The organism is Nocardia sp. NPDC050435 (assembly GCF_040655395.1).
Lineage (GTDB): Bacteria > Actinomycetota > Actinomycetes > Mycobacteriales > Mycobacteriaceae > Nocardia.
This window is the reverse complement of the sequence record NZ_JBFAJW010000005.1, coordinates 101,827-128,687: the sequence shown is the minus strand read 5'-3', so window position 1 is coordinate 128,687 and position 26,861 is coordinate 101,827. Positions and strand designations below refer to the sequence as shown.

20 protein-coding genes are annotated in these 26,861 nt (G+C 70.4%); 12 read left to right on the top strand and 8 right to left on the bottom strand.

Going from position 1 to position 26,861, the window contains the following annotated elements; translation table 11 throughout:
- Positions 1-241 precede the first annotated feature (241 nt).
- The 9 genes from AB0I43_RS16505 to AB0I43_RS16465 all read left to right on the top strand — a co-directional run bounded on the left by AB0I43_RS16505 (position 242) and on the right by AB0I43_RS16465 (position 11,992).
- On the top strand, positions 242-706 hold the full coding sequence (locus AB0I43_RS16505) for an SRPBCC family protein (protein ID WP_356979460.1): 465 nt from the start codon (positions 242-244) through the stop codon (positions 704-706).
- 25 nt (positions 707-731) lie between these two features.
- On the top strand, positions 732-1,700 hold the full coding sequence (locus AB0I43_RS16500; protein ID WP_356979462.1) for a hypothetical protein: 969 nt from the start codon (positions 732-734) through the stop codon (positions 1,698-1,700).
- Complete coding sequence (locus AB0I43_RS16495; protein WP_356979464.1) at positions 1,697-2,779, top strand: FAD-binding oxidoreductase; 1,083 nt, start codon at positions 1,697-1,699, stop codon at positions 2,777-2,779. The genes AB0I43_RS16500 and AB0I43_RS16495 overlap by 4 nt, the downstream gene beginning before the upstream one ends.
- A gap of 16 nt (positions 2,780-2,795) precedes the next feature.
- Positions 2,796-4,580 carry a carbamoyltransferase C-terminal domain-containing protein gene (locus AB0I43_RS16490; protein ID WP_356979465.1) on the top strand — a complete coding sequence of 595 codons (1,785 nt, stop codon included), beginning with the start codon at positions 2,796-2,798 and terminating at the stop codon, positions 4,578-4,580.
- Positions 4,577-5,197, top strand: coding sequence for a histidine phosphatase family protein (locus AB0I43_RS16485; RefSeq protein WP_356979468.1), 621 nt, complete (start codon positions 4,577-4,579; stop codon positions 5,195-5,197). Before AB0I43_RS16490 ends, AB0I43_RS16485 begins: the two co-directional genes overlap by 4 nt.
- A 423-nt stretch (positions 5,198-5,620) precedes the next feature.
- Positions 5,621-7,090: an FAD binding domain-containing protein gene (locus AB0I43_RS16480; RefSeq protein ID WP_357432411.1), complete on the top strand. Its 1,470-nt coding sequence runs from the start codon at positions 5,621-5,623 to the stop codon at positions 7,088-7,090.
- Positions 7,087-9,630: a xanthine dehydrogenase molybdopterin binding subunit gene (gene xdhB / locus AB0I43_RS16475; protein ID WP_357432410.1), complete on the top strand. Its 2,544-nt coding sequence runs from the start codon at positions 7,087-7,089 to the stop codon at positions 9,628-9,630. The genes AB0I43_RS16480 and xdhB overlap by 4 nt, the downstream gene beginning before the upstream one ends.
- A gap of 1 nt (position 9,631) precedes the next feature.
- On the top strand, positions 9,632-10,444 hold the full coding sequence (xdhC, locus tag AB0I43_RS16470) for a xanthine dehydrogenase accessory protein XdhC (protein WP_357432409.1): 813 nt from the start codon (positions 9,632-9,634) through the stop codon (positions 10,442-10,444).
- A gap of 684 nt (positions 10,445-11,128) precedes the next feature.
- On the top strand, positions 11,129-11,992 hold the full coding sequence (locus AB0I43_RS16465; RefSeq protein WP_357432408.1) for a hypothetical protein: 864 nt from the start codon (positions 11,129-11,131) through the stop codon (positions 11,990-11,992).
- On the opposite strand, the gene AB0I43_RS16460 is transcribed toward AB0I43_RS16465, so the two are convergent.
- Positions 11,955-13,910 carry an AMP-binding protein gene (locus AB0I43_RS16460; RefSeq protein ID WP_356979477.1) on the bottom strand — a complete coding sequence of 652 codons (1,956 nt, stop codon included), beginning with the start codon at positions 13,908-13,910 and terminating at the stop codon, positions 11,955-11,957. The genes AB0I43_RS16465 and AB0I43_RS16460 overlap by 38 nt on opposite strands.
- A 361-nt stretch (positions 13,911-14,271) precedes the next feature.
- Between AB0I43_RS16460 and AB0I43_RS16455 the strand changes: the two genes are divergently transcribed.
- Complete coding sequence (locus AB0I43_RS16455) at positions 14,272-16,005, top strand: GMC family oxidoreductase (protein WP_357432407.1); 1,734 nt, start codon at positions 14,272-14,274, stop codon at positions 16,003-16,005.
- Positions 16,006-16,024: 19 nt separating this feature from the next.
- Here the strand turns inward: AB0I43_RS16455 and AB0I43_RS16450 are convergent, their stop codons facing one another.
- Genes AB0I43_RS16450 through AB0I43_RS16440 form a run of 3 tightly spaced genes read right to left on the bottom strand, consistent with a single transcriptional unit; the run spans position 16,025 to position 20,839 of the window.
- On the bottom strand, positions 16,025-17,662 hold the full coding sequence (locus AB0I43_RS16450) for a long-chain fatty acid--CoA ligase (RefSeq protein WP_356979481.1): 1,638 nt from the start codon (positions 17,660-17,662) through the stop codon (positions 16,025-16,027).
- Between the two features lie 31 nt (positions 17,663-17,693).
- Positions 17,694-19,172, bottom strand: coding sequence for an aldehyde dehydrogenase family protein (locus AB0I43_RS16445; RefSeq protein WP_357432476.1), 1,479 nt, complete (start codon positions 19,170-19,172; stop codon positions 17,694-17,696).
- A gap of 29 nt (positions 19,173-19,201) precedes the next feature.
- Complete coding sequence (locus AB0I43_RS16440) at positions 19,202-20,839, bottom strand: GMC family oxidoreductase N-terminal domain-containing protein (RefSeq protein ID WP_357432406.1); 1,638 nt, start codon at positions 20,837-20,839, stop codon at positions 19,202-19,204.
- A gap of 81 nt (positions 20,840-20,920) precedes the next feature.
- Between AB0I43_RS16440 and AB0I43_RS16435 the strand changes: the two genes are divergently transcribed.
- Positions 20,921-21,973: an AraC family transcriptional regulator ligand-binding domain-containing protein gene (locus AB0I43_RS16435; RefSeq protein ID WP_357432405.1), complete on the top strand. Its 1,053-nt coding sequence runs from the start codon at positions 20,921-20,923 to the stop codon at positions 21,971-21,973.
- A gap of 4 nt (positions 21,974-21,977) precedes the next feature.
- Here the strand turns inward: AB0I43_RS16435 and AB0I43_RS16430 are convergent, their stop codons facing one another.
- Together AB0I43_RS16430 and AB0I43_RS16425 are read right to left on the bottom strand one after the other, a co-directional pair.
- Complete coding sequence (locus AB0I43_RS16430) at positions 21,978-22,997, bottom strand: HAMP domain-containing sensor histidine kinase (RefSeq protein ID WP_357432404.1); 1,020 nt, start codon at positions 22,995-22,997, stop codon at positions 21,978-21,980.
- Positions 22,990-23,688: a response regulator transcription factor gene (locus tag AB0I43_RS16425; protein WP_356979489.1), complete on the bottom strand. Its 699-nt coding sequence runs from the start codon at positions 23,686-23,688 to the stop codon at positions 22,990-22,992. The genes AB0I43_RS16430 and AB0I43_RS16425 overlap by 8 nt, the downstream gene beginning before the upstream one ends.
- Positions 23,689-23,824: 136 nt before the next feature.
- On the opposite strand from AB0I43_RS16425, the gene AB0I43_RS16420 reads away from it, so the two are divergent.
- Positions 23,825-24,487 carry a glycosyltransferase family 2 protein gene (locus tag AB0I43_RS16420; RefSeq protein WP_357432403.1) on the top strand — a complete coding sequence of 221 codons (663 nt, stop codon included), beginning with the start codon at positions 23,825-23,827 and terminating at the stop codon, positions 24,485-24,487.
- Positions 24,488-24,522: 35 nt separating this feature from the next.
- On the opposite strand, the gene AB0I43_RS16415 is transcribed toward AB0I43_RS16420, so the two are convergent.
- Entirely contained in the window at positions 24,523-25,455 is a 933-nt protein-coding gene (locus tag AB0I43_RS16415) for an L-histidine N(alpha)-methyltransferase (protein ID WP_357432402.1), read from the bottom strand.
- 190 nt (positions 25,456-25,645) lie between these two features.
- Positions 25,646-26,815: an aminotransferase class I/II-fold pyridoxal phosphate-dependent enzyme gene (locus AB0I43_RS16410; protein WP_357432400.1), complete on the bottom strand. Its 1,170-nt coding sequence runs from the start codon at positions 26,813-26,815 to the stop codon at positions 25,646-25,648.
- Positions 26,816-26,861: the final 46 nt, after the last annotated feature.

Genomic DNA, 26,861 nt, shown 5'->3' with positions numbered 1-26,861 from the left:
CCCACGAGCGCCCACTCTGCCTCGAGGGCGCTAGCGTTTCAAGGCGGACGAAGATCGATTCTTGTTGCGCCACAACATATTTCACTCAGCGTCGAGCTTGTGTTTCCCTACGAAATATCGGCCCGCCCACCCCGCGCTTTTCGTGGCTTCACTCGGTGGCCGACGCCACACCGGGGGTTGTCTACTCGCTGGGGAAGTTTGCAGCGGGGTGCGGAACACCCGTGCCGGACAAGGAGTTTGCGTGACCATCCAGCGAAAGCACACGATGTATCACTCCACCGTCGTGGACGCCGATCCCGACACGGTCTGGGCGGTCGTGCGCGACGCCCTGCAGGTGGTGTCCATCGTGTCCGGCTCGGCGGCGAAGCACGTGCACTGGGTCGAAGGCGGTGGCCCGGACCGGGTTCCGGCGCCCTACAACTTCACGCTGGTCTTCAGCGACGGACTGGTGCAGCAGGAGGTCGCGGGCCGCAACGAGGTGGAGCGCTCGCAGACCTACCGCTCGCTGACCCCGACGATGGGCGTGGACGCCTACCACGCCACCATCCGGGTCCGCCCGATCACCAACGATCCGCTCCGCAGTTTCTTCGACTGGACCCGGGAGCTGACGATCGCCGAGGACGCCGACCCCGGCGTGGTCACCACGATCATCGACCTGATGGCCAAGCAAACCGACTCCGTCCGTGACCATTTCGCGCAGCGCTGACCTGCGACGACCGAAGGAGAACACCGTGACCGAGACATTGCCGGCCCGGCAGCTCGACATCGCCTGGCCCGAACTCGGCCTCACCGTCACCGCGGAACTCGACGGCCGCAACGCCGAATTGGCGGACGCGCTGTGGGAGGCGCTGCCCTATCGCAGTCTGCAGGGCCACGCGCTGGTCGCCGGACAGCACCTCTACCACGTGGCGCCGATTCCCTCACTGCTGCACCTGCCCGCGTCCACCCGGATCCCGGACCGCCGTGACGCACCCGACGGCACCGTATTCTGTTCCGCGCTCCAGCATCTGGGCATCAAATACGGTCCCCTGACCGAGCCGATGCCGGCCTCGCCGGTGGGCCGGATCCGCGACGCCGACCTGCCCGCGCTGCGCGAGGCCGGTCAGGCGATCTGGGAGTCGGTCTACTCGACCAAGCAGCCACTGGTCGCGGAGGTGCGCCGGGCGGGCGCGGCGGGCGGGCACCGCATCCCGCACCTGACCGCCGCGGATCCGGAGGCGAACCGGCTGATCCACGACGTCTACACCGAGACCGAGCGGATCTGGCTGACCGCACCCGAGGCGCTCGCCGACCTGCATCGGGGTGTGATCCCCTCGGGCGCGGGCAGTTTCGACACGGTCCTGCCGACCCTGCTGTTCGTCAACGGCGAGACCCGCCCGCTCGGATACGCCACCTACGGCGGCCTGGTCCGCGCGGCGGTGTCGGAGATGCCACTGGACTCGCTGCGCCAGATGGCCCGGCTGCTGGTCGGGATCCCGGCCGAATTCCTGGGTTACTGCGGCCTGGAGCACCTCTGGGCCTGCACCCAGCGCTTCCTGGCCTGCCTGGACCGGCTGGACCGCGACGACTTCCTCGCCGTGGTCAGCCAATTCGCGCTCTACGTCAACTGCCTGGGCGCCTGGAATCTGCACCTGTTCCCGTGGAACGCCACCGATCAGCTGCGCCAGCAGCGCCCGGCCGAAGTGGCGCGGAGCTCGTGACCGAGCACGCCGACGCCCTCGTCATCGGCGGGGGCGTCATCGGGGCCTCGATCGCGTGCCGGCTCGCCGAAGCCGGCGTCGGCACCCTGCTGCTCGACCGCGGGGCGCTCGGCTCGGGCTCGTCGGGGACCACCGCGGGCGTGCTCCGGACTTACTTTCCCGGCCGCCCGTTGATCAGCGGTCTGGCGGTGCGCAGCCTCGCCGCCTACCGCGCCTTCGGCACGCACACCGGAGTCGATCTCGGGCTGCGGCGCATCGGCTTCCTGGTGCTGTTCACCGACGAGCGGCAGGTACTCGACTTCGAACGCACCCTTGCCGCCCAGCACGCGGCGGGCGTATCGGTCGAACTCGTCTCCCCCGCCCGGGCGGCCGAGCTCAATCCCCTCGTCGACGAGCACACGATCGTGGCGGCGGCCTGGTCGCCGGAGGCGTACTCCTGCGATCCGGCCGCCATCGTGCGCGGCTACGCCGCCGCGGCGCGGCGGGCGGGAGCCGAGTTGCGCACGGACACCCCCGTCATCGGCATCGACGGTGACCTGGTGCGCACACCGGCGGGCGACATCCGCGCCGGAACACTCGTCTGCGCGGCGGGGCCGTGGGCGGGCACGGTCGCGGCGATGGCCGAGGTGCGTCTGCCGGTGCTCACCTACCCCGTCGAAATGCTGCTCGCGGACCTGCCGTCCGGGACGGCGCACAGCACGCTGCCGATGACCCTGCACCCGTCCGGCCTGCGCATCCGCAGCTGGGGCGAGCGGGTTCTGGTCGGGATGGGCAGCCCCGCCCCCGGCGAGTCCCGGGCGGACTGGCTGGACCGGGTGACCCGGCAGCTGGGCGCCGTCTTCCCGGCTCTGGCGGGCGGGCGGCTGGAGCGCGGCTGGTGCGGCGATCTCGATGTCAGCCCGGACGGCATGGCCTTCCTGGGCCGCGAGCCCGGCCGCCGCTTCGTCTACGCGGCCGGATTCTCCGGCCAGGGGCTGTGCCAGGCGCCCGCCGCCGGCGAACTCGTGCGCGACCTCGTGCTGGGCGAGCCGTCCTGGCTCGACCCGACCGCCCTCAGCACCGGCCGCCGCGCCGGTTAGCACCGAAGGAACTGTCATGATTGTCCTGGCCTGCAATGGTTTCAGCCGCGTCTCGGAATTCTTCGCCACCACCTTCGGCGCGGTCGGCGCCGACAAGCACTACCTGCTCGGCCACGACGCGGGCGCCGCGCTGCTGGTGGACGGCGAACTCGTCGCCGCCGTGGAGGAGGAGCGGCTCAACCGCGAGAAGAAGACCACCGACTTTCCGCTCGGCTCGGTGCGCTGGGTGCTCGAGCAGGCGGGGCTGACCTTCGCCGACGTCGATCTGCTCGCCGTGCCCTGGAATTGGTCCGAGCAGGTGGTGGACGAGGTCCTCGCCGATATCGCCGCCGCGCCGATGGCCCCGGAGGCAAAGCTCTTCCTGCTGAGCAACATTCGCAAACTGGCTGCCGAGATCGTGGGCCCCGAGGCGATTCTCGCCGACTTCGCGGCGCGCACCGGGTACACGCCCGATCCGGGGCGGGTGGTGTTCGTGCCGCACCACTTCGCCCACGCCATGACCGGCTACTACCTGGCCGGGATGCGCGACAGCGCCTTACTGGTCAGCGACGGTCGCGCCGAACGGTTCTCGGCGCTGCTGGGCGAGATCCGGGACGGCCGGATCCGGGTGTTCGAGGAGTCGACGATCGGGGCGGAGTACTCGATCGGGATCCTGTTCAGCGCCATCACCCGCTTCCTCGGCTTCGTGCCCAACAACGACGAGTACAAGGTGATGGGACTGTCCGGCTATACCGCACCGCCCGCGCCGAATCCCTTCGTCACCGACTTCGTCCAGCTGCGCCCCGATGGTCGATACACCTTCGCGCAGCCCCTGGAGACCGACAACCCGCACAGCCTGGACGCCGTCTTCGAGCGCTACTTCGGGCCCCGGGAGGACACGCTCGAGTACCGCGCCCGGGTCGCCGCCGCCGCCCAGGAGATGCTGAATGTCGTTACGCGCCATCAACTTCGGGCGCTGGAGGGCAAAACCGAACTGGATCACCTGTTGTTCGAGGGCGGTGTGGCGCTCAACTGCCTCAACAACACGCCCCTGTTCGAGGGATCGCGCTTCGAGGACATGGAGGTCAGCTTCGGAGCCAGTGACACCGGCATCGTCATCGGGGCGGCGGTGTACGCCTGGCTCGGCCACCGCGAAGGCCCGCCGGCGAATACGCCCGCGGTCACGCCCTATCTCGGACCGGAGTACGACGACGAGGACATCGAGCGGGCACTGCACGCGTTCGGCGAGCACGTCGGCTGGAGTCGGCTCGGCGACGCCGAAGTCGTCGAGCAGGTAGCGGAACTGCTCACCGGGAAGGTGGTGATCGGCTGGTTCGAGGGGCGGCTGGAGCACGGCCCGCGCGCGCTGGGCCACCGCAGCATTCTGGCGAATCCGAATTTCCCGGATATCAAGGACGTCATCAATATCCGGGTCAAACATCGCGAACCATTTCGGCCGTTCGCGCCGCTGGTCCTGGAATCGGACGCGCCGAAAGTGTTCGACATGGGACGTAAAATCCGTTCGCCCTATATGACATTCGTGTTTCCGGTGCGGCCGGAATTCCGGGACGTGATCCCGGGCGCGACGCACGTCGACGGCACCGCCCGCATTCAGACGCTGTCGGAATCCGAGACCCCGCGCCTGTCGGCGCTGCTGCGGCGATTCACCGCGCTGACCGAGGTGCCGTGCCTGATCAACACCTCGTTCAACGTGGCCGGCGAGCCGATCGTCTGCACACCCGCCGACGCGCTGAACTGCTTTCTCGGCACCGAGATCGACTACCTGGTGCTCGGCAACTACCTGGTCACCAAGGCCCGATGACGCTCGAGCCACCCACCACGCTGCTTCTGCTGCGGCACGGCGAAACCGCGCTGACGCCGGAGAAACGGTTCTCCGGCAGCGGCGCGGACCCGGCGCTCTCGGCGACCGGGCAGGGTCAGGCGGCCGCGGCGGCGGAGTTGCTGGCGACGCGCCGCACGGTGCACGCGATCGTGTCCTCACCACTGCGCCGCTGCCGGGAGACGGCCGCCGCGGCGGCGCGACGGCTGGGCCTGGAGGTCGGCATCGACGCGGATCTGCGCGAGGCGGACTTCGGGTCCTGGGAGGGCCGCACGTTCGCCGAGGTCGGCGAACACTACCCGGACCAGCTGCGTTCCTGGCTGGCCTCGCCGAACGCCCGGCCCGGCGGCACCGGCGAGCCGATGACCGCCGTGACCCGGCGGGTCAGCCGGGCGCGGGACCGGGTGCTGCGCCGGCACGCGGGGCGGACCGTACTGGTGGTCGGGCATGTCGCGCCGCTGCGCACGCTGATCCGGCTCGCCCTGGCCGCCCCGCCGGAAACCCTCTTCCGGATGGAACTGGCCGCCGCGTCCCTGTCCGAGGTGGCGTATCACGCCTCGGGCAACGCCACGCTGCGGCTGCTGAACTACACCCCGTGACCGCCGACCCTTTGTGTGGAAAACCCATGCCCGCAGCGGTCTGCGGACGGCCGGTCAGAGCTTCGTACGAACTGTCCGCACCCGCCGCGAGCTGGCTTGACCCGAGTGGCGCAGGACACGTACTTTCGAACGGAACCGACTCGTGAGCTGCGGAAAGGAGGCGATGTCGGATGTCCGATCTGCGCCGCCTCGCTCGCCGGTCCGTCTGGGTCCCGGGTCGTGTAGCGCACGGCTCCTGAACAGCCCTCTTCCCGGGCGCCCCATCGCGGCCCCGGTCTCCCGATCTCTGGCACCGGCTGCGGCCTGCCGCTGTGTGATTGATCCGCGCTCCGGGTTCTCGGAACGCGTCAGCAAAAAAGAGAAAGCTCCGTAAATGGCGACTAGGATATTCATGACGACCGCGCACCGAAATGAGGTTGTGCCATGGTAGAGGCGCGGATCACGGTCAATGGGAAGTCCACCCCGATTTCCCCGGCCGCACCACATACGACGGTTCTGGATTTCCTGCGGGATCGCGGATTCACCGGAAGCAAAGAGGGCTGCGCCGAAGGCGAATGCGGCGCCTGTTCGATCATGGTGGCGCGCCCCGGCATCGAACAGCCCACCGACTGGGTCGCCATCAATGCCTGCCTGGTGCCGGTCGCCGCGCTCGACGGTCAGGAGATCGTCACCGCCGAGGGCCTGGGCACCCAGGACGCGACGGGCGCGCCGACAGCGCTGCATCCGGTGCAGCAGGAGATGGCGGTGCGCGGCGGTTCGCAGTGCGGTTACTGCACGCCCGGCTTCATCTGCAGCATGGCCTCGGAGTACTACCGGCCCGGCCGCTGCGGCGGCGCGGCGCAGCCGGAGGCGCCCGAGCACGACGCCGAGCACGGCCCCAACGGTTTCGATCTGCATTCGCTGAGCGGAAACCTGTGCCGCTGCACCGGTTACCGCCCGATCCGGGACGCGGCGTTCGCGCTCGGCGCACCCGAGACCGACGATCCGTTCGCCCAGCGCCGCGCGGCGGACGCGCCCGCCGCGGTCGCCACCGAGTACACCCAGGACGACCGCACGTTCCGCCGTCCGGAAACCCTGGCCGAAGCGGTCCAGTTGCTGCGTGAGCGCCCCGACGCGGTGCTGGTCGCCGGCTCCACCGACTGGGGCGTCGAGGTGAACATCCGTTCCCGGCGGGCCGACTACGCGATCGGCATCGACCGGCTCCCCGAATTGCGGGAGCTGCGGGTGGAATCCGAGCACATCGAGATCGGCGCGGCCGTGCCGCTCACCGAGATCGAGCGCCGCCTCGACGGCAGCGTGCCGCTGCTGGCGCAGCTGTTCCCGCAGTTCGCCTCCCGGCTCATCCGCAACAACGCCACCTTCGGCGGGAACCTCGGTACCGGCTCCCCCATCGGCGATTCGCCGCCGGCGCTGCTGGCGCTGGGCGCGTCGGTGCTGCTGGCCTCCGCCGACGGCGAACGCGAGATCGACCTGGCCGACTACTTCACCGGCTACCGCCAGAGCGTGCGCCGCGCGGACGAGTTGATCCGGGCTGTGCGCATCCCGCTGCCGCTGGCGCCGGTGACGGCCTTCCACAAGATCGCCAAGCGGCGTTTCGACGATATCTCCAGCGTCGCGGTCGCCTTCGCGCTCGACCTGGAGGACGGCGTCGTCCGCGCGGTCCGCATCGGCCTGGGCGGCGTGGCCGCCACCCCGATCCGCGCCCGCGACACCGAGGCGGCGCTGCTCGGCAAGCCCTGGACCACCGAGACCGTCGAGGCCGCGGCCCTGATCCTGCAGTCCGAGGGCACCCCGATGAGCGATCACCGAGCCAGCTCCGAGTACCGATCCGCGATGCTCGGCCAGAGCCTGCTGAAGCTGTACGCGCAAACCACCGAGGCGGTGTTGTCATGAGCCAGCTGTCCGAGATCCCCGAGCGCCCGGTAGTCGGCGTCCCGTTGCCGCACGAGAGTGCGTCGCTGCACGTCACCGGTACCGCGCTCTACACCGACGACCTGGTGTACCGCACCAAGGACTGCCTGCACGCCTACCCCGTGCAGGTCATGAAGGCGCACGGCCGGATCACCGCGCTGCGCACCGAGCCCGCGCTCGCGGTGCCCGGCGTGGTGCGGGTGCTCACCATCGCCGACGTGCCCGGCGTCAACGACGCGGGCATGAAGCACGACGAGCCGCTGTTCCCCGAAGAGGTCATGTTCTTCGGCCACGCGGTGGCGTGGGTGCTGGGCGAGACGCTGGAGGCGGCCCGGCTGGGCGCGGCGGCGGTCGAGGTCGACCTCGAGGAGCTACCGGCGATCGTCACCGTGCGCGAGGCCATCGAGACCGAGAGCTTCCACGGCGCGCGCCCGACGATGATCCGCGGCGACATCGAGACCGGCTTCGCCGACTCGGCGCACGTGTTCACCGGCGAGTTCGAGTTCAAGGGCCAGGAGCACTTCTACCTCGAAACCCATTGCGCGCTGGCGCAGGTCGACGAGGCCGGGCAGGTGTTCATCCAGTCCAGCACCCAGCATCCCTCCGAGACCCAGGAAATCGTCGCGCACGTACTGGGCCTGCACAGCCACGAGGTGACGGTGCAGTGCCTGCGCATGGGCGGCGGTTTCGGCGGCAAGGAGATGCAGCCGCACGGTTTCGCTGCCATCGCCGCGCTCGGCGCCAAGCTCACCGGTCGCCCGGTCCGGTTGCGGCTCAACCGCACTCAGGATCTGACCATGTCCGGCAAGCGGCACGGCTTCCACGCCGAGTGGAAGATCGGCTTCGACGCCGAGGGCCGCATCCAGGCGCTGGCCGCCACGCTCACCGCCGACGGCGGCTGGAGCCTGGACCTGTCCGAGCCGGTGCTGGCCCGCGCGCTGTGCCACATCGACAACACCTACTGGATCCCGAACGCGCACGTCGACGGGCGCATCGCCAAGTCGAATACGGTGTCCAACACCGCGTTCCGCGGCTTCGGCGGTCCGCAGGGCATGCTGGTGATCGAGGACATCCTCGGCCGCTGCGCGCCGCTGCTGAACCTCGATCCGGCCGAGTTGCGCGAGCGCAACTTCTACGCACCCGGCCAGAGCACGCCCTACGGTCAGCCAGTCGGCCAGACCGACCGGATCGGCGCGATCTGGCGCCAGGTGCAGGACGGCGCGGATTGGGCCGAGCGGCAGCGCGAGATCGCGGCCTTCAACGCCGCGCACCCGAACACCAAGCGCGCCTTGGCCCTGACCAACATCAAGTTCGGTATCTCGTTCAACCTCACCGCCTTCAACCAGGGCGGGTCGCTGGTGCTGATCTACAAGGACGGCTCGGTCCTGATCAACCACGGCGGCACCGAGATGGGCCAGGGCCTGCACACCAAGATGATGCAGGTCGCCGCGACCACGCTCGGCATTCCGCTGCACAAGGTGCGCCTGGCCCCGACGCGGACGGACAAGGTGCCCAACACCTCCGCGACCGCGGCCAGCTCGGGCGCCGACCTCAACGGCGGCGCCATCAAGAACGCCTGCGAGCAGTTGCGGGACCGGCTGCTGCAGGTGGCCGCGACCCAGCTGGGCACCGCCGCCGCGGACGTGCGCATCGTGGAGGGCGTGGCGCGCGGACTGGGCAGCGACAAGGAGCTGGACTGGGACACTCTGGTCCGCACCGCGTACATGCAGCGGGTGCAGTTGTCCGCCTCCGGTTTCTACCGGACCGAGGGCCTGCACTGGGACGCGAAGATCTTCCAGGGCTCGCCGTTCAAGTACTTCGCCTACGGCGCGGCGGCGACCGAGGTCGAGGTGGACGGGTTCACCGGCGCCTACAAGATCCGGCGCGTGGACATCGTGCACGATGTCGGCGACAGCCTCTCACCGCTGATCGACATCGGTCAGGTCGAGGGCGGCTTCGTGCAGGGCGCGGGCTGGCTCACCCTCGAGGACCTGCGCTGGGACACCAGCGAGGGCCCGGGCCGCGGCCGGCTGCTGACCCAGGCGGCCAGCACCTACAAGCTGCCCAGCTTCTCGGAGATGCCCGAGGTGTTCAACGTGCGGCTGATGGAGAACGCCACCGAGGAGGGCGCAGTCTACGGCTCCAAGGCGGTCGGCGAACCGCCGCTGATGCTGGCGTTCTCGGTGCGCGAGGCGCTGCGGCAGGCCGCTGCAGCGTTCGGGCCCAGCGGGACCAGCGTCGATCTGGCCTCGCCGGCGACGCCGGAGGCGATGTACTGGGCGATCCGGGCGGCCCGGCAGAGCGTGGCTGCGAGCAACGGGCATGCGATCACCAACGGGCACAACGGGATCGCGAGCAACCGGCACAACGGCAACGGGCACGCGGGCAACGGACACGCGGGCAACGGGTACCCGGGCGCGGCTGCCGGGAAAGAGCTTGCGGGCCAAGGAAACAACGGCAACGGGCACAACGGCAACGGCAAGCACGTCCCCGCCGACGCGCACACCGCGAGCGGTGCCTGACATGTCCTGGGTGGCCGCGGTCGCACGGTTACGAGCCCGCCGGGAGCCCGGCGTGCTGGTGACCGTCGCGACCGTGCGCGGCCACGCCCCACGCCGGGCGGGCGCCAAGCTCGTCGTGGGGCGGACGGAGTCGTGGGGGTCGATCGGCGGCGGCAACATCGAGGCCGTCGCGATCGATCGGGCCCGGGAACTGATGGGCGAGCCCGATCCCGCGACGGAAGTGCTGGATTTCGCGCTCAACGACAAGGTCACCAACCGGCACGGCGTGCAGTGCTGCGGCGGCACGGTCACCGTGCTGCTGGAGCCGCTGCCGGTGGTGCCGGCGGTGGCGATCTTCGGCGTCGGGCACGTGGGCTACGAACTGGCCCGGATCCTGGCCCGGCACAACCTGGATCTGCACCTGATCGATACCCGCCCCGAGCAGCTGACCGAGGAACGGCTGGCCGTGCTCGCGGACGCGGAGGCGCAGGTCCACGTCCACCGCACCCTGCTGCTGCCCGAGGAGGTGCTGGCCGAACTCCCGCCCGGGGCCCATGTCCTGATCATGACTCACGATCACGCGGAGGACGCCGCGCTCTGCGACACCGCCTTGCGCACCCTGGGGCTCGGCTCGATCGGCCTGATCGGCTCGTCCGCCAAGTGGGCTCGCTTTCGCAAGCGGCTGTCCACCGAGGGTGGCCATGACGAGGCCACCATCGACCGGATCAAAACCCCGATCGGGCTGACCGAGATCACCGGCAAGGAACCCGCCGTCATCGCGATCAGCGTCGCAGCTGATCTCCTGCTCGCGTTTCAGAAGGACCTCGGCCACTGAGCCTTTTCGAGGCGAGTGTTGTTGCGTCTCACTCTGAGCGACAACGCTCGACCTTCCTCGAGGTTTGTCGCTCAGAGTGGGACGCATCTGTGTGCCGGGGCAGCTCCGGCAGGCGGCCGAGCAGCTGCTGGGCGCGGCGCAGCGAGTACGGGCCGAGGGCGTCGGCCACGGTGTAGGTAGGGGATGCGGTTTTCCATCGGTCCTAGCTCTGAGCGCGGGTCGTCGGACAGGGCTCATTCCGGGCGGGGTGGCAACCCAAACAGTGCAGGGCACGCCGGGAGCCCTACCGGACTTACCAATCGCCCCCAGCACGAACGCATCCAGTGCCTCCCCGCCCCGCTGTGGTCCCGTTTCAGGCCGCATTTCACAGGGATTTTCGCCACCTCACGAGAGAAGCAGCCGAACCTCGTAGTCATATTGCGGTCCCTATCCGGCGTGTCGACCGCAATTCGCCTACGCGGTTCCTCTGTCACTTTCTGAAACCGGACCACAGCGGGGCACCCTGCGCCCACGTCCAGCATTCGGCACCCACTGCGGCAGGTAAGCCCGGTAGGAAACCCGGCGCGCCCAGCACATTCGGGTTTGCTCGGGCTAGTCACGAGGCCGTCCGCACGCTCAGCCGCAGGGCGAGCCGACCGCGCCGCAGACGGCGAGGCACACCGCCTTCACCTACAGTGAGCGTCGATGCACGCAGAGCAGGCCGCTGACGAGGCGGCAGACCGGATCGCCGCGGTCCAAGCGGAACCGCATCGGCGGTTGAGCGCGGCGGCGGAGTTCTATCCGGCGCATGTGCGCGGTTATCAGCGCGCCGAATTGTATTTCCTGCGTTGGGCTTTGGCGCGCGGGGTGCTGCATCCGGAGACGGGCAGCGGGTGGTGGCGCGCGGTCAACGATCGGCTGCTGCGCGACAAGCTGACCGCGCGCCTGCTGTGGGACGCGGGCGTGACCGAGGCGCCGCCGGGGGCCCGGCACTGGCTGGAGTTCCTGGCCGCGCCCTCTCCCGCCGCCTGGTACCGGGCCCACAATCGCAGCGTGGTCAGCGGCTACCTGGACAGCGCGGCGCTGACCGCATCCGAGTTACCCGCCGAGCGTTTCCTGATGAACGTGACCCTCTCGCGGGTGCTGCTGGCCCACGCGCTGATCGAACGGCCCGCGCTGGCGCTGGGCCGGCTGGGCCGCCTCGGCGGGCGGGTGGGCGATCCGCGCGGCGAGGCCGTGCGGGTCTTCCTGGATCTGCGCAACGTATTCCCGGAGCCCTATCCGCTGCACGCGATGACGATCGAGCAGATCCTGGCCGAGGAGGGCCGGGCCGCGCGCGTCATCGACTACGGCCTGATCCTGCCCCGGCTCACCGCGCTCTACGACTTCGCCGCGGACCGGCTGGACGAACCCCGACTACCGGCGCTGCTCGACGACGGCATGTTCGGCTACGGCGACCACAGCGTGCCCCGGGACGCACTGCGCCCGGACACGCTGAGCCGGATCACCGCCGCCCTGCTCGGATTTCGCCCTAGTGCGCCCCGTCGGCCCCGGCCAGGAACCGCTTGAGCACCTTGCCGGTCTCGCCGCGCGGCAGCTGACTCAGGAACGCGACATCCCTGGGCACCGACACCCGGCCGAGCCGGTTGCGGATGTAGTTGCGCACCATCTCCGGATCCAGGCCCACGCCGTCGCGCTTGACCACGAACGCGGCCAGGCGCTGCCCGAAATCGCGATCCGGGACGCCGACCACCGCTACCTCGCTGACCTGCGGCAGCAGCGCCAGCGCCTCCTCCACCGGCCGCGGGAAGACGTTCTCGCCGCCGGAGATGATCATCTCGTCGTCGCGGCCGGCGATGTAGAGCTTCCCGGTGGCGTCGAGGTACCCGACGTCGCCGGTGTCGAGCAGGCCCTCGACCTCCTCGGGCGGTGCGGCGCTGACATACCCGTCGAAGAGCATGTGGTTGCCGACGAAGATCCGCCCGACCACGCCGATCGCCACCGGACGCCGATCCTCGCCCAGCACCGCCACTTTCGTGCCCAGCGGCGGGCAGCCCGCCGTCATCGGCGAGAGCCGCAGGTCCGCGGGTGTGGCGATGGTCGCCCAGGACACCTCGGTGGAGCCGTAGACGTTGTAGAGGATGTCGCCGAAGGTGTCCAGGAACCGCAGCACCGTCGCGGCCGCCAGCGGCGCACCGCAACTGGCCACCACGCGCAGGCTGGACAGGTCGTAGCGGGCGCGCACCGCGACCGGCAGGTCCAGGATGCGTTCCACCATGGTCGGCACCACCAGCAGGCTGGTGACCTGGTGCTCGGCGATCAGGCGGAGCGTGTCCTCGGCGTCGAACTGGGCGGGCAGCACCGTGGTCGCGCGCAGCGCCGTGCTGATCTGCAAGCCGGCCAGACCCCAGGTGTGGAACAGCGGGGCCGGGATCAGCATGATCTCGTTCATGCGCAACGGGATCCGGGACAGCAGCGCGGCGATCGTGGCGAAGCCGCGCGGGTGCGGGCGGCGCGCGCCCTTGGGCGAGCCGGTGGTGCCGGAGGTCAGCACCACCAGCCGCCCCGGCTGCTGCGGCATCCGGAACTTGTTCTCCCCCAGCGCGATCAGTTCCTCGAGTGTGGAACGTCCCTCGGCGGGCGGGCAGTCGTCGGTGGCGATGCGGGGGATGTCCACCCGCAGATACTTGACCAGGTCCTCGAGATCGCTGTCGACGAACAGCGCCATCAGGCGGTCGCGTTGCACGATCTCCTCCAGCGTGCGCCCGGCCAGACCGGCGTTCATCAGCACCACGTCGACACCGAGTTTGCCTGCGGCGACCATGGTTTCGATCATGCCGCGATGGTTGCGGGCGAGCAGGCCGATCGCGTCACCGGAACCGAGCCCGAGGGTGGCCATGCCGCCGGCCAGGGCGGTGGTGCGGGCGTCGATCTCGGCGAAGGTCCGGCTGCCCCACCCGTCGATGACGGCGAGCCGGTCCGGCGAGTGCGCGGCGCCGGCGGCGTATCCGCCCGCGAGGTTGAAGCCCCAGCGCACCAGTCGCCGCACCTGCTTGATCCCGAGATCGGGCCGGCTGGCCACCACCCGGCTGACGATCATCTGCCGGGCCACCCCGGCTCGGCGCCGGACCGGAGTGTCCTCGCCGTTGGTCACCACCGCGGTGGGCTTGGCGCGCACGATGTCGACCATCCGGTCCAAGCCACCCTGAACCCACTGCGCCAGGATGGATTTGGTGATATCGCTGAGTCCGGGGTGGATCCGGCCCACCGCGAAGCAGGTGATGATCACCTGGGTGCGGTCGCCCTCGCCGCGCAGCCGGATGGAGGCGAAGCTGCCCTCCTTCGGGCAGTGCAGTTCGAAGCGCTCGTACCAGCGCACCACGAGGGGCTGCACCTCGACGGTGCGGATGCCCGCGGCGAGGGAGCCGATCCGGAAGCGCACCAGCGGGCGGCCGTCGACCGGTGCGAGCGGCTCGCAGGCCCCCACCCCCAACAGAATCCGCGGATAGTTCTGCGGATCTACCAACAGTTCAAAGAACGCGCGGCGCGAGACCGGAACATCCGCGACCACTTCCACAACATCGGTAATCAAGCTAGGTTCAACTTCTCTGACGACCGGCGCCCGCGGCGGGCCCGGTAGCCCGGCTACAACGGATAAGACTGCGCTTGCGCGGTTTTCGGTTCTGGTCGCCTTTCGCTCTCGCTTCTCTGCCGCGAGGATAACCCTCAGCAAACCCCGATCGGGGCGGTTTCGCGGACTAGAGGACAGTTCACAACGTCCTGACAAACACCCTGTGACCGGAGTCAAAAACCGGTCGGCGCTCCCGGCGCGCTGTTAGCGTCTGGAGGTGGTCAAGTCCGAGGAGTTCGACTACGACGTCGTCGTCGTGGGGTCCGGGTTCGGTGGCAGCGTGACGGCGCTGCGGCTGTCCGAGAAGGGGTATCGGGTAGGGGTTTTCGAGGCGGGCCGGCACTTCGCCGACGCCGATTTCGCGAAGACGAACTGGGATCTGCGCCGCTACCTGTGGGCGCCGCGACTGGGCTGCTACGGCATCCAGCGCATCCACCGGCTGCGCGACTGCTTCATCCTGGCCGGAGCGGGCGTCGGCGGCGGCTCACTGAACTACGCGAACACGCTGTACAAGCCGGGCGCGGCGTTCTTCGGTGACCCGCAATGGGCGAACATCACCGACTGGGACGCCGAGCTCAGCCCGTACTACGAGCAGGCCCGCACGATGCTGGGCGTGGTGCGCAACCCGCACACAACGCCCGCCGACGTGGTCATCGCGGCGGTCGCCGACGAGATGGGCGTCGGCGACACCTTCGTGCCCACCCCGGTCGGGGTGTATTTCGGGACGCCGGGCCAGACCGTGCCGGACCCGTACTTCGGCGGCGTCGGACCGGAACGGACCGGGTGCGTCGAGTGCGGCGAATGCATGACCGGGTGCCGGCACGGCGCGAAGAACACCCTGGTGAAAAACTATCTCGGCCTCGCGCAGGCGGCGGGCGCGCAGGTGCGCGCGCTGACCACGGTGACCGCGATCCGCCCGCACCCCGACGGCACCTGGACCGTCGAGACCAAACGCACCGACGGCCGGATCCGGCGGCGGCGCACCAGCTTCCGGGCCCGCCAGGTGGTATTGGCGGCGGGGACCTGGGGCACCCAGCACCTGCTGTTCGACATGCGCGACCGAGGCGTCCTGCCCGCGCTCTCACCCCACCTCGGCGTGCTGACCCGCACCAACTCCGAAGCCATTCTCGGGGTCGGCCGCACCACCGTGGATCCGGCGATGGACATCACCAAGGGCGTGGCCATCACCTCGTCGTTCCATCCCACGCCGGACACCCATGTGGAGCCGGTCCGCTACGGCAAGGGCTCCAACGCGATGGGCCTGCTGAACACCTACCTGGTCGACGGAGGGCAGCGAATTCCGCAGTGGCTGCGCGTTTTTCCGATCGCGCTCGCGCATCCGATCCGCACCGTCCGGCTGCTGCGCACCAAGCGGTGGAGCGAGCGCACGCTGATCCTGCTGGTCATGCAGAGCCTGGACAACTCCATCACCACCTACACCCGCCGCGGCCTGTTCGGCCGCCGTTTCACCAGCAAGCAGGGCTACGGGCAGCCGAACCCGACCTGGATTCCGACCGGCCACGAGGCCACCCGCCGGGTCGCGGACAAACTCGGCGCCACCCCGGGCAGCACCTGGCCCGACGTGTTCAACGTGCCGATGACCGCGCACTTCATCGGCGGCTGTGTGATCTCCGACGACCCGGCCCGGGGCGTGATCGACCCGTACCACCGGGTGCACGGCTATCCGACGCTGAGCGTCGTCGACGGCGCGGCGATCTCGGCGAACCTGGGCGTGAACCCGTCGCTGACGATCACCGCGCAGGCCGAACGCGCCGCGGCGCTGTGGCCGAACAAGGATGCCGCGGATCCCCGGCCCGCGATGGGCAGCCCCTATCGGGCGGTCGCGCCGGTGCGGCCGGAGCATCCGGTGATTCCGGCGAACGCGCCCGTGGCACTCGGACTGCCGGCGATGCTGCGGGACAACGGAAACGCCGCCGCCGACGTGGTCTGACGGCGGCGGCCCGGGGCGATCAGGACAGCGTGGTCACCGTCAGCTCGCCGTCGGCGTGCTGCGCGCGCAGCCGCTTCTTGTCGTATTTGCCCACGCTGGTCTTGGGCACCTCGCCGACGAAGGTCCAGTACTCGGGCAGCTGCCACTTCGCGAACTTGCCGGTCAGGAACTCGCGGAGCTCCTCGGCCTCGGCCTTCTGTCCCTCGGCCAGCACCACCGCGACCAGCGGGCGTTCGTCCCACTTCGGATCCGGGATGCCGATGACCGCGGCCTCGGCGACCGCCGGATGCCCGATCACGGCGTTCTCCAGATCCACCGAGGAGATCCACTCGCCGCCGGACTTGATGACGTCCTTGGAGCGGTCCACCAGGGTGAGGAACCCGTTCGGGCTGATCTTGCCGACATCGCCGGTGCGCAGCCAGCCGTCGTCGAACTTGTCGGGTTCGATCTCGGCGCCGTCGGGGGAGTAGTACGCGCCGGTGATCCAGGCGCCGCGCACCTGCACCTCACCCAGCGCCTGCCCGTCGTTGGGCAGCACCGCGCCGGAGTCGTCGACCAGCCGGGCCCGCACGCCCGCCGGGAACCGGCCCTGGGTGTAGCGGTAGGCCCACTGCTCTTCGCCCTCGACGCCCACCGGCGCATGCGCGACCGAGCCGAGCGGCGAGGTCTCGGTCATCCCCCAGGCGTGCAGCAGCTTGACACCGAATTTCTCCTCGAACACGTGCATCATCGCGGGCGGCAGCGCCGAGCCGCCGACCAGGCAGGTGCGCAGGTGCGAGATGTCCTGTGGCGCGGCTTGCAGACCGGCCAGCACGCCGCCCCAGATGGTGGGCACGGCCGCGGCGAAGGTGGGCCGCACGGCGGCCATCATCTCCAGCAGCGGGCCCGGCTGCAGGAAACGGTCCGGCATCAGCACGTTCGCGCCCGACATCAGCGCCGCGTAGGGCAGACCCCAGGCGTTGGCGTGGAACAGCGGGACGATGGCGAGCACCGTGTCCGCGGCGGAGAAGCCCATGCCGTTCGGCGCGCAGACCTGGCTGGCGTGCAGCCAGTTGGAACGGTGCGAATACACCACGCCCTTCGGGTCTCCGGTGGTGCCCGAGGTGTAGCACATGCCGGCGGCCGAGCGCTCGTCGACGATCGGGAATTCGTAGCTGTCCGATTGCGCGGCAAGCAGTTCGGTGTAGGCGTGCACCTGCACGCCCTCCGGCGCCTGCAACGCGGCCGCGTCACCGTTGGCGACGATGACGTGGCGCACCGTCTTCAGGCTGGGCAAGTATTGGGCGAACATCGGCAACAGCGTGCCGTCGACGATGACCACCTGGTCCTCGGCGTGGTTGGCCACATAGACCAGCTGCTCGGGGAAGAACCGGATGTTGAGCGCGTGCAGCACCGCGCCCATGGCGGGCACCGCGGCGTAGGCGACCATGTGCTCGTTGTTGTTCCACATGAAGGTGCCGACCCGGTCGCCCTCGCCGATGCCGAGCCCGCGCAGGGCATTGGCCAGACGCCGTGCCTGCGCGCCCATTTCGCGGTAGGTCATGGTGCGCAGACCGTCACCGGTCCAGGTCGACACCGTGCTGTCGCCCTGGAAGGTGGACGCGTAGTTCAGCAGCGTCGCCAGCGACAACTGCTCGTCCTGCATGGTGCTCAACATCGGAACTGTTCCTCTCGAACTCTCTGAAACATCAGCCGTGCCGGAGCACGGTCAGGGTGGCGAGCAGCTTGTCGACCTTGGCGGTCCGGGCGAACGAGGTCAGCGTCAGCAGCGCCGGAAGGCGTCGGCGCGCAACCGATTTCGCGTAGGTGAATTCCTTGAGGCCGTCCGGGCCGTGGATCCGGCCGAAGCCGGAGTCGCCGACGCCGCCGAAGGGCAGCTCGGGCAGGGCGGCGAACAGGTAGACCAGGTTGACCCCGGTCATGCCGGAGCGGATGCGGCGGGCGAGTTCCTCGCCGCGCCGCTTGGAGAACACCGCCGAGCCGAGGCCGTAGCGGGAATTGTTCGCCAGCCGCACGGCCTCGTCCATCGAGCGCACCTTGTTGACCGCCAGGGTCGGCCCGAACGTCTCCTCGGTCATGGCGAGCGAGTCCTCGGGGACGTCGACGAGCACCGTCGGCTGTACCAGTCGCTCGCCCACGGCCTCCGGCCCGCCGACCACGGCCCGCGCGCCCTTGGCCAGCGCGTCGGCGATGTGGCTCGCCACCACGCCGGGCTGCGAGGGCATCGTCATCGGACCCAGCTTCGCGTCGGGATCATCGCCCGCCCGCAGCGTTTTCGTCAGCGCGGTCAGCTTGGCGAGGAACGTGTCGTAGACCTGCTCGTGCACGTAGACGCGCTCGGTGCCGATGCACGCCTGCCCGGCGTTGGACAGCCCGCCCCACGCCGCCGCCTCGGCCGCGGCGTCCAGGTCGGCGTCGGCGTCGACCAGCAGCACGTCCTTGCCGCCCGCCTCGATCAGCACCGGCGTCAGGGTGTCCGCGCAGGCGCGCATCACCTTCTTGCCGGTCTCGGTCGATCCGGTGAAGGCCAGCTTGTCCACGCCCGAACGGCACAGGGCCGCACCGGTTTCACCGAGCCCGGTGATCAGTTGCAGCACCGGCTGCTCGGGCACCACCTGTGCGAAGGCGTCCACCAGCCACTTGCCGACGCCCGGGGTGAATTCGCTCGGCTTGAACACCACCGCGTTGCCGGCGGCCAGGGCGTAGGCGATCGATCCCATCGGGGTGAACACCGGGAAGTTCCACGGCCCGATCACCCCGATCACGCCCAGCGGCAGGTACTCCACCGAGGCGCCGAGATCGGCGGCCATCAGGCTTGGCGTGATGCTCTTGCGGCCCAGCACCTTTCGCGCGTTCCCGGCCGCCCAGGCGAGATGGTCCAGCATCATGGCGATCTCGAGCTGGGCATCGGCGGCGGGCTTGCCGGTCTCGGCATGCGACAACTCGGCCAGTTGCGCCATCCGGCGCGCGATGACGCCGCCCCACTTGCGCAGGCGCTCGGCGCGCTCGTCGAAGCTCAGCTCCGCCCACCAGCGCGCGGCTTCCCTTGCGCGCTCGACGGTTTCGTTCACCTCGGCCGCGCCGAAGATCGGATGGGTGCCGACGACGTCGCCGGTGGCCGGGTCGAGCGAATCGAAAGTCGCCACGGCGGTGGTGGTTGCGGTCATGTCCTGGATCCCCTCGGTGTCGGTCGACGTCATGCCCGGGCCTCGCGAATCAGATCGGCGGCCTTCTCGCCCACCATGATCGAGGGGGCGTTGGTGTTGCCGCGGGGCACCATCGGCATCACCGAGGCGTCGGCCACGCGCAGGTTCTCGATGCCGTGCACCCGCAGGCGCGGATCCACCACGGCGGTCTCGCCGGTGCCCATCGAGCAGGTGGCCACCGGGTGGTACAGCGTCTGGGTCCAGGCCCGGATGTGCTCGCCCAGATCCTCGTCGGTCAGCCCGGTCATCGCCGCGGGCAGGAACGGGCGATCCAGGTAGCGGGCGATCGGCTTCTCCCGCGCGATCTCGAGCACCCGGCGCGCGCCCGCGACCGAGGCCGCGAGATCGACGGGGTCGCTGAAGTATCCGGGATCGAGTTCCGGCTTCCACGCCGGATCCGCCGAGCGCAACCGGAGCCGGCCGCGGCTGGCGACATTGACCAGCGTCACGCCGGCGGTGATCATCTGGGCGAGCGGTTCCCGTAATCCGTTGTCGTAGAAGCCGGTCGGCGCGGTGATGATCTGGATGTCGGGCGCGGCCAAGCCGTCGCGCGAGGCGAAGAACGCGCCGCCCTCCCCCACATTCGACGACAGCGGCCCGCGCCCGGACAGCTTCCACTGCATGAGCCGGGCCGGATTGGAGAAGTCGGTGAGATCGGAGGTGTCGCGGCTGTGCCAGAGCAGCGGCGTGACCGGATGGTCGTGCAGGTTCTCGCCCACGCCCGGCAGGTCGAGCACCGGCTCGATGCCGTGCTCGCGCAGGTGCGCGGCCGGGCCGATGCCCGAGAGCATGAGCAGCTGCGGCGAGTTGATCGCGCCGCCGGACAGCACCACCTCGCCGTCGGCGTAGACGAGCTGTTCGACGCCCTCGGCGCGGTACGCGACGCCCACGGCCCGTGTGCCCTCGAGCAGCACCCGGGTGACGAAGGCGTGGGTGCGGATCGTCAGATTCGGCCGCTGCGCGGCCGGGCGCAGGTAGCCGTCCGCGGTGGACCAGCGCCGGCCGTCCTTGCAGGTGACCTGATAGCGGCCCGCACCCTCCTGCTCGGCGCCGTTGAAGTCGTCGTTGCGCTTCAGGCCGTGCGCGACCGCCGCCTCGATCCAGGCGTCGGTGGTCTCGTGGGTGAAGCGCCGGTCCTGCACGTGCTGCGGGCCCGTGCTGCCGTGGAACTCGTCGGCGAAGCGCGAATTCGATTCCGCGCGTATGAAATACGGCAGCACATCGGTGTAGCCCCAGCCCTCGGCGCCGAAATCGTCACGCCAGCTGTCGTAGTCGGCCCGATTGCCCCGGATGTAGATCATGGCGTTCATCGAGGAACAGCCGCCGAGCCCCTTCATCCGCGGCCAGAAGGCCCGCCGGCCCGCCATGTGCTTCTGTTCGGCGGTCTCGTAGTTCCAGTCCCACTTGGTCTTGAACAGGTTCGGGAAGGCCGCCGGAATGTGGATCTCGTCGGCGTCGTCGGCGCCGCCGGCCTCGAGCAGCAGCACCGAGACGGCCGGGTTCTCCGACAGCCGGGCCGCCACTACCGCGCCCGCGCTGCCGGCCCCGACGATCACATAATCGAAGCGGTTCTTCGCACCCAAAGCTGTCCTCGCATCCTCGCCGTCCATGGTCGTGACCGGGGTCACGTCTTCGCCTACCGGAAGGCTAGGGCGGCCAACTGGGGATTCCTACGTCCGCCAGGGCCGCATTTTTGATATTTTTGGCCAGTGGTGTCCACAGGAGACGCGGAGGCGAAGGGGCGCAGGAACGCGCTGATCGGGATGCGCGCGCCGACCAGCGCGCTGCTGGTCACGCGCCTGGCCGCCGAACACGGGCTGACCGAAGCCGACTGCCTGCGCGGCACCGGCCTGCGCGGCAGCGATCTGCGCACGCCGGGCACGCTGGTGACCGGAAGCCAGGAGATCGCGATCATCACCAACGTGCTGCGCGCGCTCCCCGACAGTCCGGGGCTCGGGCTGGCCGCGGGCCTGCGCTACCACGCCACCGTGCACGGCATGTGGGGCTACGCGCTCATCGCCAGCCAGTCGATCCGCGACGCCATCGAGGTCGGGCTGCGGTTCCTGGATCTGTCCTACTCCTTCTGCGACATCACCGCCGTGGAGAACGGCACCGAGATCGCGCTGGTCATCGAACCCGCGGTGGCCGACCCGCGGGTCGCCCGGTTCGTCGCCGAACGCGACATCAATGTCATCGCCACCCTGCTCCGCGATATCGCCGGACCGGCCCAGCGCCTGAGCGCGGTCCGGCTGCCCTACCCGGAACCACCGCCCGAGGCCGCGCGCCGCATCGACGCCGCGCTGTCGTTCACCCCCGAATACGAGTGCGCGCACTACGCCACCGTCTTCGACAAGCGCGTCGTCGACGATCCGCTCCCCCAGGCCGACCCGTACACCGCCGACCTGGCCACCCAGCAGTGCCGCGAGCTGGCCGCCCAGCGCCGCGCCCTCACCGGCACCGCCGGCCGGGTCCGCGATCTGCTCTTCGGCCGCACCCGCGGCCCGCTGAGCGAGGCCGAAGTAGCCGCGGCACTGCATCTTTCGGGGCGCACCCTGCGCCGCCAGCTGGCCGCCGAGGGGCACTCCTACCGATCGCTGCTCGACGAGGTGCGCCGCACGCTGGCCTGCGAACTGCTCACCGGCACCGACCTGTCCACCGCGGCCGTCGCCGACCGCCTCGGCTACACCGAAGCCGCCAGCTTCACCCGCGCCTTCCAGCGCTGGACCGGCACCACGCCGCTGCGCTGGCGCCGGACACAGTAGGCGCTCAGCCGGGCGCGAGCAGCGGCAGCGAGATCTCGAACCGCGCGCCGCCGCCGGTGTTGCGCGCCGAGATGTCACCGGCGTGCATGGCGACCAGCCCCGAGGCGATGGCCAAGCCCATTCCGCTGCCGCTGGTCGCACCGGCCGAGGGGGAACGGGCCGCGCTGCCGCGGTACCCCACCTCGAAGACCCGCGGCAGGTCGGCGGGCGCGATTCCCGGCCCGGTGTCGGTGACGCCGAGCAGCGCGCGGCCGTCGGTGACGCCGACGCCCACCTCGACCACGCCGCCGGGCGGGGTGTGCGCGAGTGCGTTGCCGACCAGGTTGGTCAGCACCCGGGCCAGCGATCGGTCGCTGCCGACCACCAGGACCGGCGTATTCGGTTGCCGTGCGCGCAGATCCACACCGGCCCGGCTCGCGGTGGGCTGCTGGGCGGCCAGTACATCGTCGACGATCTCACGCAGGTCCAGCGGTTCCAGCGTGAGCCGCAGGGTGCCGGAACTGATCTTGGACATGTCGAACAGGTCGTCGACCATGGCGGCGAGCCGGTTGGTCTCCCGGACGATCTGCAGCGCATAGCGTTCGATGTCGGCGGGCTCGGCGACGACGCCGTCGGCCAGCGACTCGGCCATGGCGCGGATCCCGGCCAGCGGGGTGCGCAGATCGTGGCTGACCCACGCCACCAGTTCCCGCCGGGATTCCTCGGCCGCGCGCTCCTGCTCGCGAATCTGGCGCTCCCACACCGTGGCTCGTGCCTGCGCGCGGCCCAGCACGATCGCGGCGGGCACCGCGACCGCGAGGACCACCGCGAGCACCACCACCAGCTGGGTGAAGACCTCGTCGAACATCAACCGCGTCACCGCGGTGAATCCGGCCAGCGCGGCCAGCACCGGAATCAGCACCAGGACAACGGTGCTCGTGGTGAGCGACCGCGAGCGGGTGGCCCGCAGCACGACGGCGCCCAGCGCGACCACGGGCACGGTGCCCAGCAGGGCGAGCCCGGCCAGGACGACCACCTCAGGCATGCTCGCCGGCCCCGTTGTCCGGCAGCCGATCCCAGGCGTAGCCGCGCCCCCACACCGTGTCAATCCGGTGCGCCGGGCCGAGTTTCGCGCGCAGGCGTTTGATGTGCACCGTCACCGTGGACTGATCGCCGAAGGTCCAGCCCCAGACCTGCGCCAGCAGCTCGGTCCGGCTGAACACCCGCCCCGGATTGGCGAGCAGAAAGGCGAGCAGATCGAATTCGCGGGCCGTGAGATCGACGGGGGTGCCCGACACGTAGACCAGCTGGGTATCGGGGCGCAGCACCAGCGGGCCGCTGTGCAGCGCCTGCTCGTCCGCGGCCGCGCCGCGCCGGGCGCGCCGCAGCACCGCGCCCACCCGCAGCGCGAGCTCGCGCGGGCTGAACGGTTTGGTGACGTAATCGTCGGCGCCGGCCCGCAATCCGACCACCCGATCGTCCTCCTCGCCCAGCGCGGTCAGCAGGATCACCGGCGTATCCGGCCGCGCGCCGGCCCGGATGCCGCGGCACAGCGCGATGCCGTCCGGCTCGGGCATCATGACATCCAGGATCGCCAGCTCGACACCGGTACCGGCCAGGGCCGCCGCGGCCGCGGCGCCGTCCGCCGATTCGACGACGCTGAACCCGTCACGCTCGAGGTAGCGCCGGACCACTTCGCGGACGACCGGGTCGTCATCGGCTATCAGAATGCTCACGTCGCCCACCAATCCGTCGATACCGCGGCCAACCCTAACGACCGGCCGCCGCCACCGGGCGATCCGCTCCGCTCGTCACACTTTCGTCACCGCCCGCAACCAGGTATTTCGGCCCGCCGGCCCTACGGTCGAGGGTATGACCATCGAGGCAGAACTTCCGGGCGTCACCGTCGTCCTTCCGTGCCGCAACGAGGCCGGCGCGCTGCCCGGCGTGCTCGCCGCGATGCCGTCGGACTACCGAGTCATCGTGGTGGACAACGGTTCCACCGACGGCACCGCCGATGTCGCGCACGCCGGCGGCGCGACGGTGATCGTGGAGTCCACGCCGGGTTACGGTTCCGCCGTGCAGGCCGGGGTCGACGCGTGCAAGACCGAGATCGTGGCGGTGCTGGACGGGGACGGGTCGATGGACCCGGCCGAGTTGCCCAGGCTGGTCGCCGAACTGACCGAGGGGGTGCACCTGGTCGCGGGCCGCCGGCGGCCGGCGCCGGGCGCGTGGCCGTGGCACGCGCGGCTGGGCAACTGGGTGCTGGCGCAGTGGCTGCGCCGCCGCTACGGCGTGCCGGTGTCGGACCTCGCGGCGATGCGGGTGCTGCGGCGGCAGGCTCTGGTCGCGCTGGGTCCGCTGCATCCGCGGTCCGGCTATCCGCTGGCACTGCTCGTCGGCGCCGCGCACGCCGGGTGGGGGATCCGCGAACTGGATGTCGTCTACCGGCCCCGCACACACGGAGTCTCCAAGGTCTCGGGCTCGGTGATCGGCACGGTGCGCGCCGCGCGCGACTTCTGGAGCGTCCGGTGAAGGGCTGAGCGGCACAATCCAGCGGGGGCCGGTCGTCACTCCTGGTCGGCCGGGCGAGCCAGAACGACCGCGTACTCTCCGCTCTCGCCCGGCCAGATCCGATCGAGCGCGAAGCCCGCGGCGACGAGTTCGCCCTCGATGCGCGCGAGGTCGAAGGTGGACAGCACCGCCGTGCGAATCTGCTCCCCCGCCGCCAGTTCGACGGCGGTGCCCAGCCCCGGCACCCGCACCCGCTGGCGCTCGCGCGCACGCAATCGCAGCTCGATCCGCGCCCGGCGCGGGTCCCGGTCGACGACGTGGTCGAACCGGCCGGGCCGGAAATCCGTGCCCAGTTCACGATTGGCCACCTGCAGGATGTTCCGGTTGAACTCGGCCGTCACCTCGGATTCCGCACGCGCCGCGGCGACCGGGCGCCGGGGCTCGCCGACCAGATCCAGGCCGAGCAGCAAACAGTCGTCCCACTCCATCGTGGTCCGCACCTGTGTCAGGAACGCCGCCCGCTCGGCCGGTGGCAGCGCGGCGAAATAGCCGCCGAGCAGGGTGATCAGCCGTCCGCCGCGGGCCGGCAGCCGGTGCAGCTGCCGGGTGAAATCGGCGACCACCGCGCGCACGGCCAGCCGGGGATGGCGGTGCGCGATGGCCGACGCGCCCGCCTGCACCGTCTGCGCGTTCGCCGCCACCAGCACATAACTCAGCAGTGTCGGCGCCAGTCCCTCGATCAGGGCCGAGGCGTGCTCGGGCCGGCCCGCACCGAGTTCCAGCAGGGTGCAGGCGCCGCTGGCGCCGGCGATGGCGCGGGCGTGCGCGGCCAGAATCTCGCCCTCCCCGCGCACCGGGCGGACCGCCCGCCCGGCATGCAGGAGGCGGCAGGGCAGCGCCTTGGGCGCGCCCGTCAGCCAGGACGCGAACTCCGCGCGCAACGCGCCGCTGTAGTCCCCGTCGGTCAGATATCGGTCGATCACAAGCATGCAGCCTCCCTGATCGACTTCAGCGCGAACATCGTGCGCAAGAACGGCATCGGGATATCACCCGCGCCGTGAACCAGGACATCGCGACCGGCGCGCGACCGGAGCGGACCGACTGTCACGGGGCCCGTCCGGCGAGTGGCCCATGCTACAACAGCAGGTCATCGCGGTCGGCACCCCGGGCGATGAGGCGTCAGCGACCGCCGACCGGCACGCCCGGCGGCACCGGGCCGAGGACGTCGCTGATCTCGGCGCAGGCCGCGATGATCCGCTCGACCTGCTCGTCGGTCAGCGCCGAATGCAGGGAAAACCGGATCAGGGTGCGATCGGGCGGTGTCGCGGGCGCGCAGAACATCGCGCCGAGCACACCGTGGCGTTCCAGGACGTCGCGGACCGCCAGGCCGTGCGTCGCCGGGCCCGTCTGCAGGGCGACGATCTGACCGTCGCCGCCGCCTAGGTCGAAGCCCTTGTCACACAGCGCTTTCCGTACGGTAGTGGCCACCTCCCGCAACCGGCGGCGGCGATCGTCGCAGGCCCGGACGACATCGAGGGTGGCGGCGAGACCGGCCAGGTCGGGCGAACGCAAGCCGGAGGAGAACACCGCCGGATAGGACTCACCGCGGAAGTAGTCGACGAACCCGGGGTGCGGCGCCGCGATGAATCCGGCCCGCCCGGCGAACGCCTTGGCCAGGCTCGCCGTCCGAAACGGCACGCGCGCAACGAGATCCGCGCCGACCACGGCCCCCGCGCCCCGTGGGCCGTCGATACCCAGCGTGTGCGATTCGTCCACCACCAGCAGGCTGCCGGTGTTATCGGCCACGTCGCAGAGCTCACGCAGCGGGCTCCGCTCACCGTCGGTGCTGGACACCGCGTCGACCGCGATGATGCCGGGACCGTGCGCGTGAATCCGCTCGGCCAGGTCGGTGGCGGAGTTGTGCCGGAACAGCTGGATCGGCGCACCGGCCAGCCGCGCGCCCTGCCGCAGCGACATGTGACCGTGCTCGTCCAGATACACCGGCGTCGCCGGGTCCGCGATCGCTTGCAGCAGACCGAGGTTGGCGTCCCACCCGGACTGGCAGACAATTCCGGCGCCGGCCCGCAGATACTCCGCCATGCGATAGGCCAGCGCGCCCTCGCACGCGTCCGGCAGCGCCGCCGCGGAATCGGGCGACAGGACGGCGGTGATCGGCTCGGCGATCCGGCGATCACCGGTCAGCGCGAGGTAGTCGTTGCCGGTGAGCACGATGTCACCGGGCTCGGCCGCCCGCCCGCGCAGGAAATCCCGCCCGCCCCACTCCCCGATCACCCGGTCGACATGGTGGCGGTCGATCCGGGCCTGTACGCGTCCGGCAATTGTCGCCATGTCTGGCCCTCCTGCTCGTGTGGCTGCGCAACGATCATGACCCGGA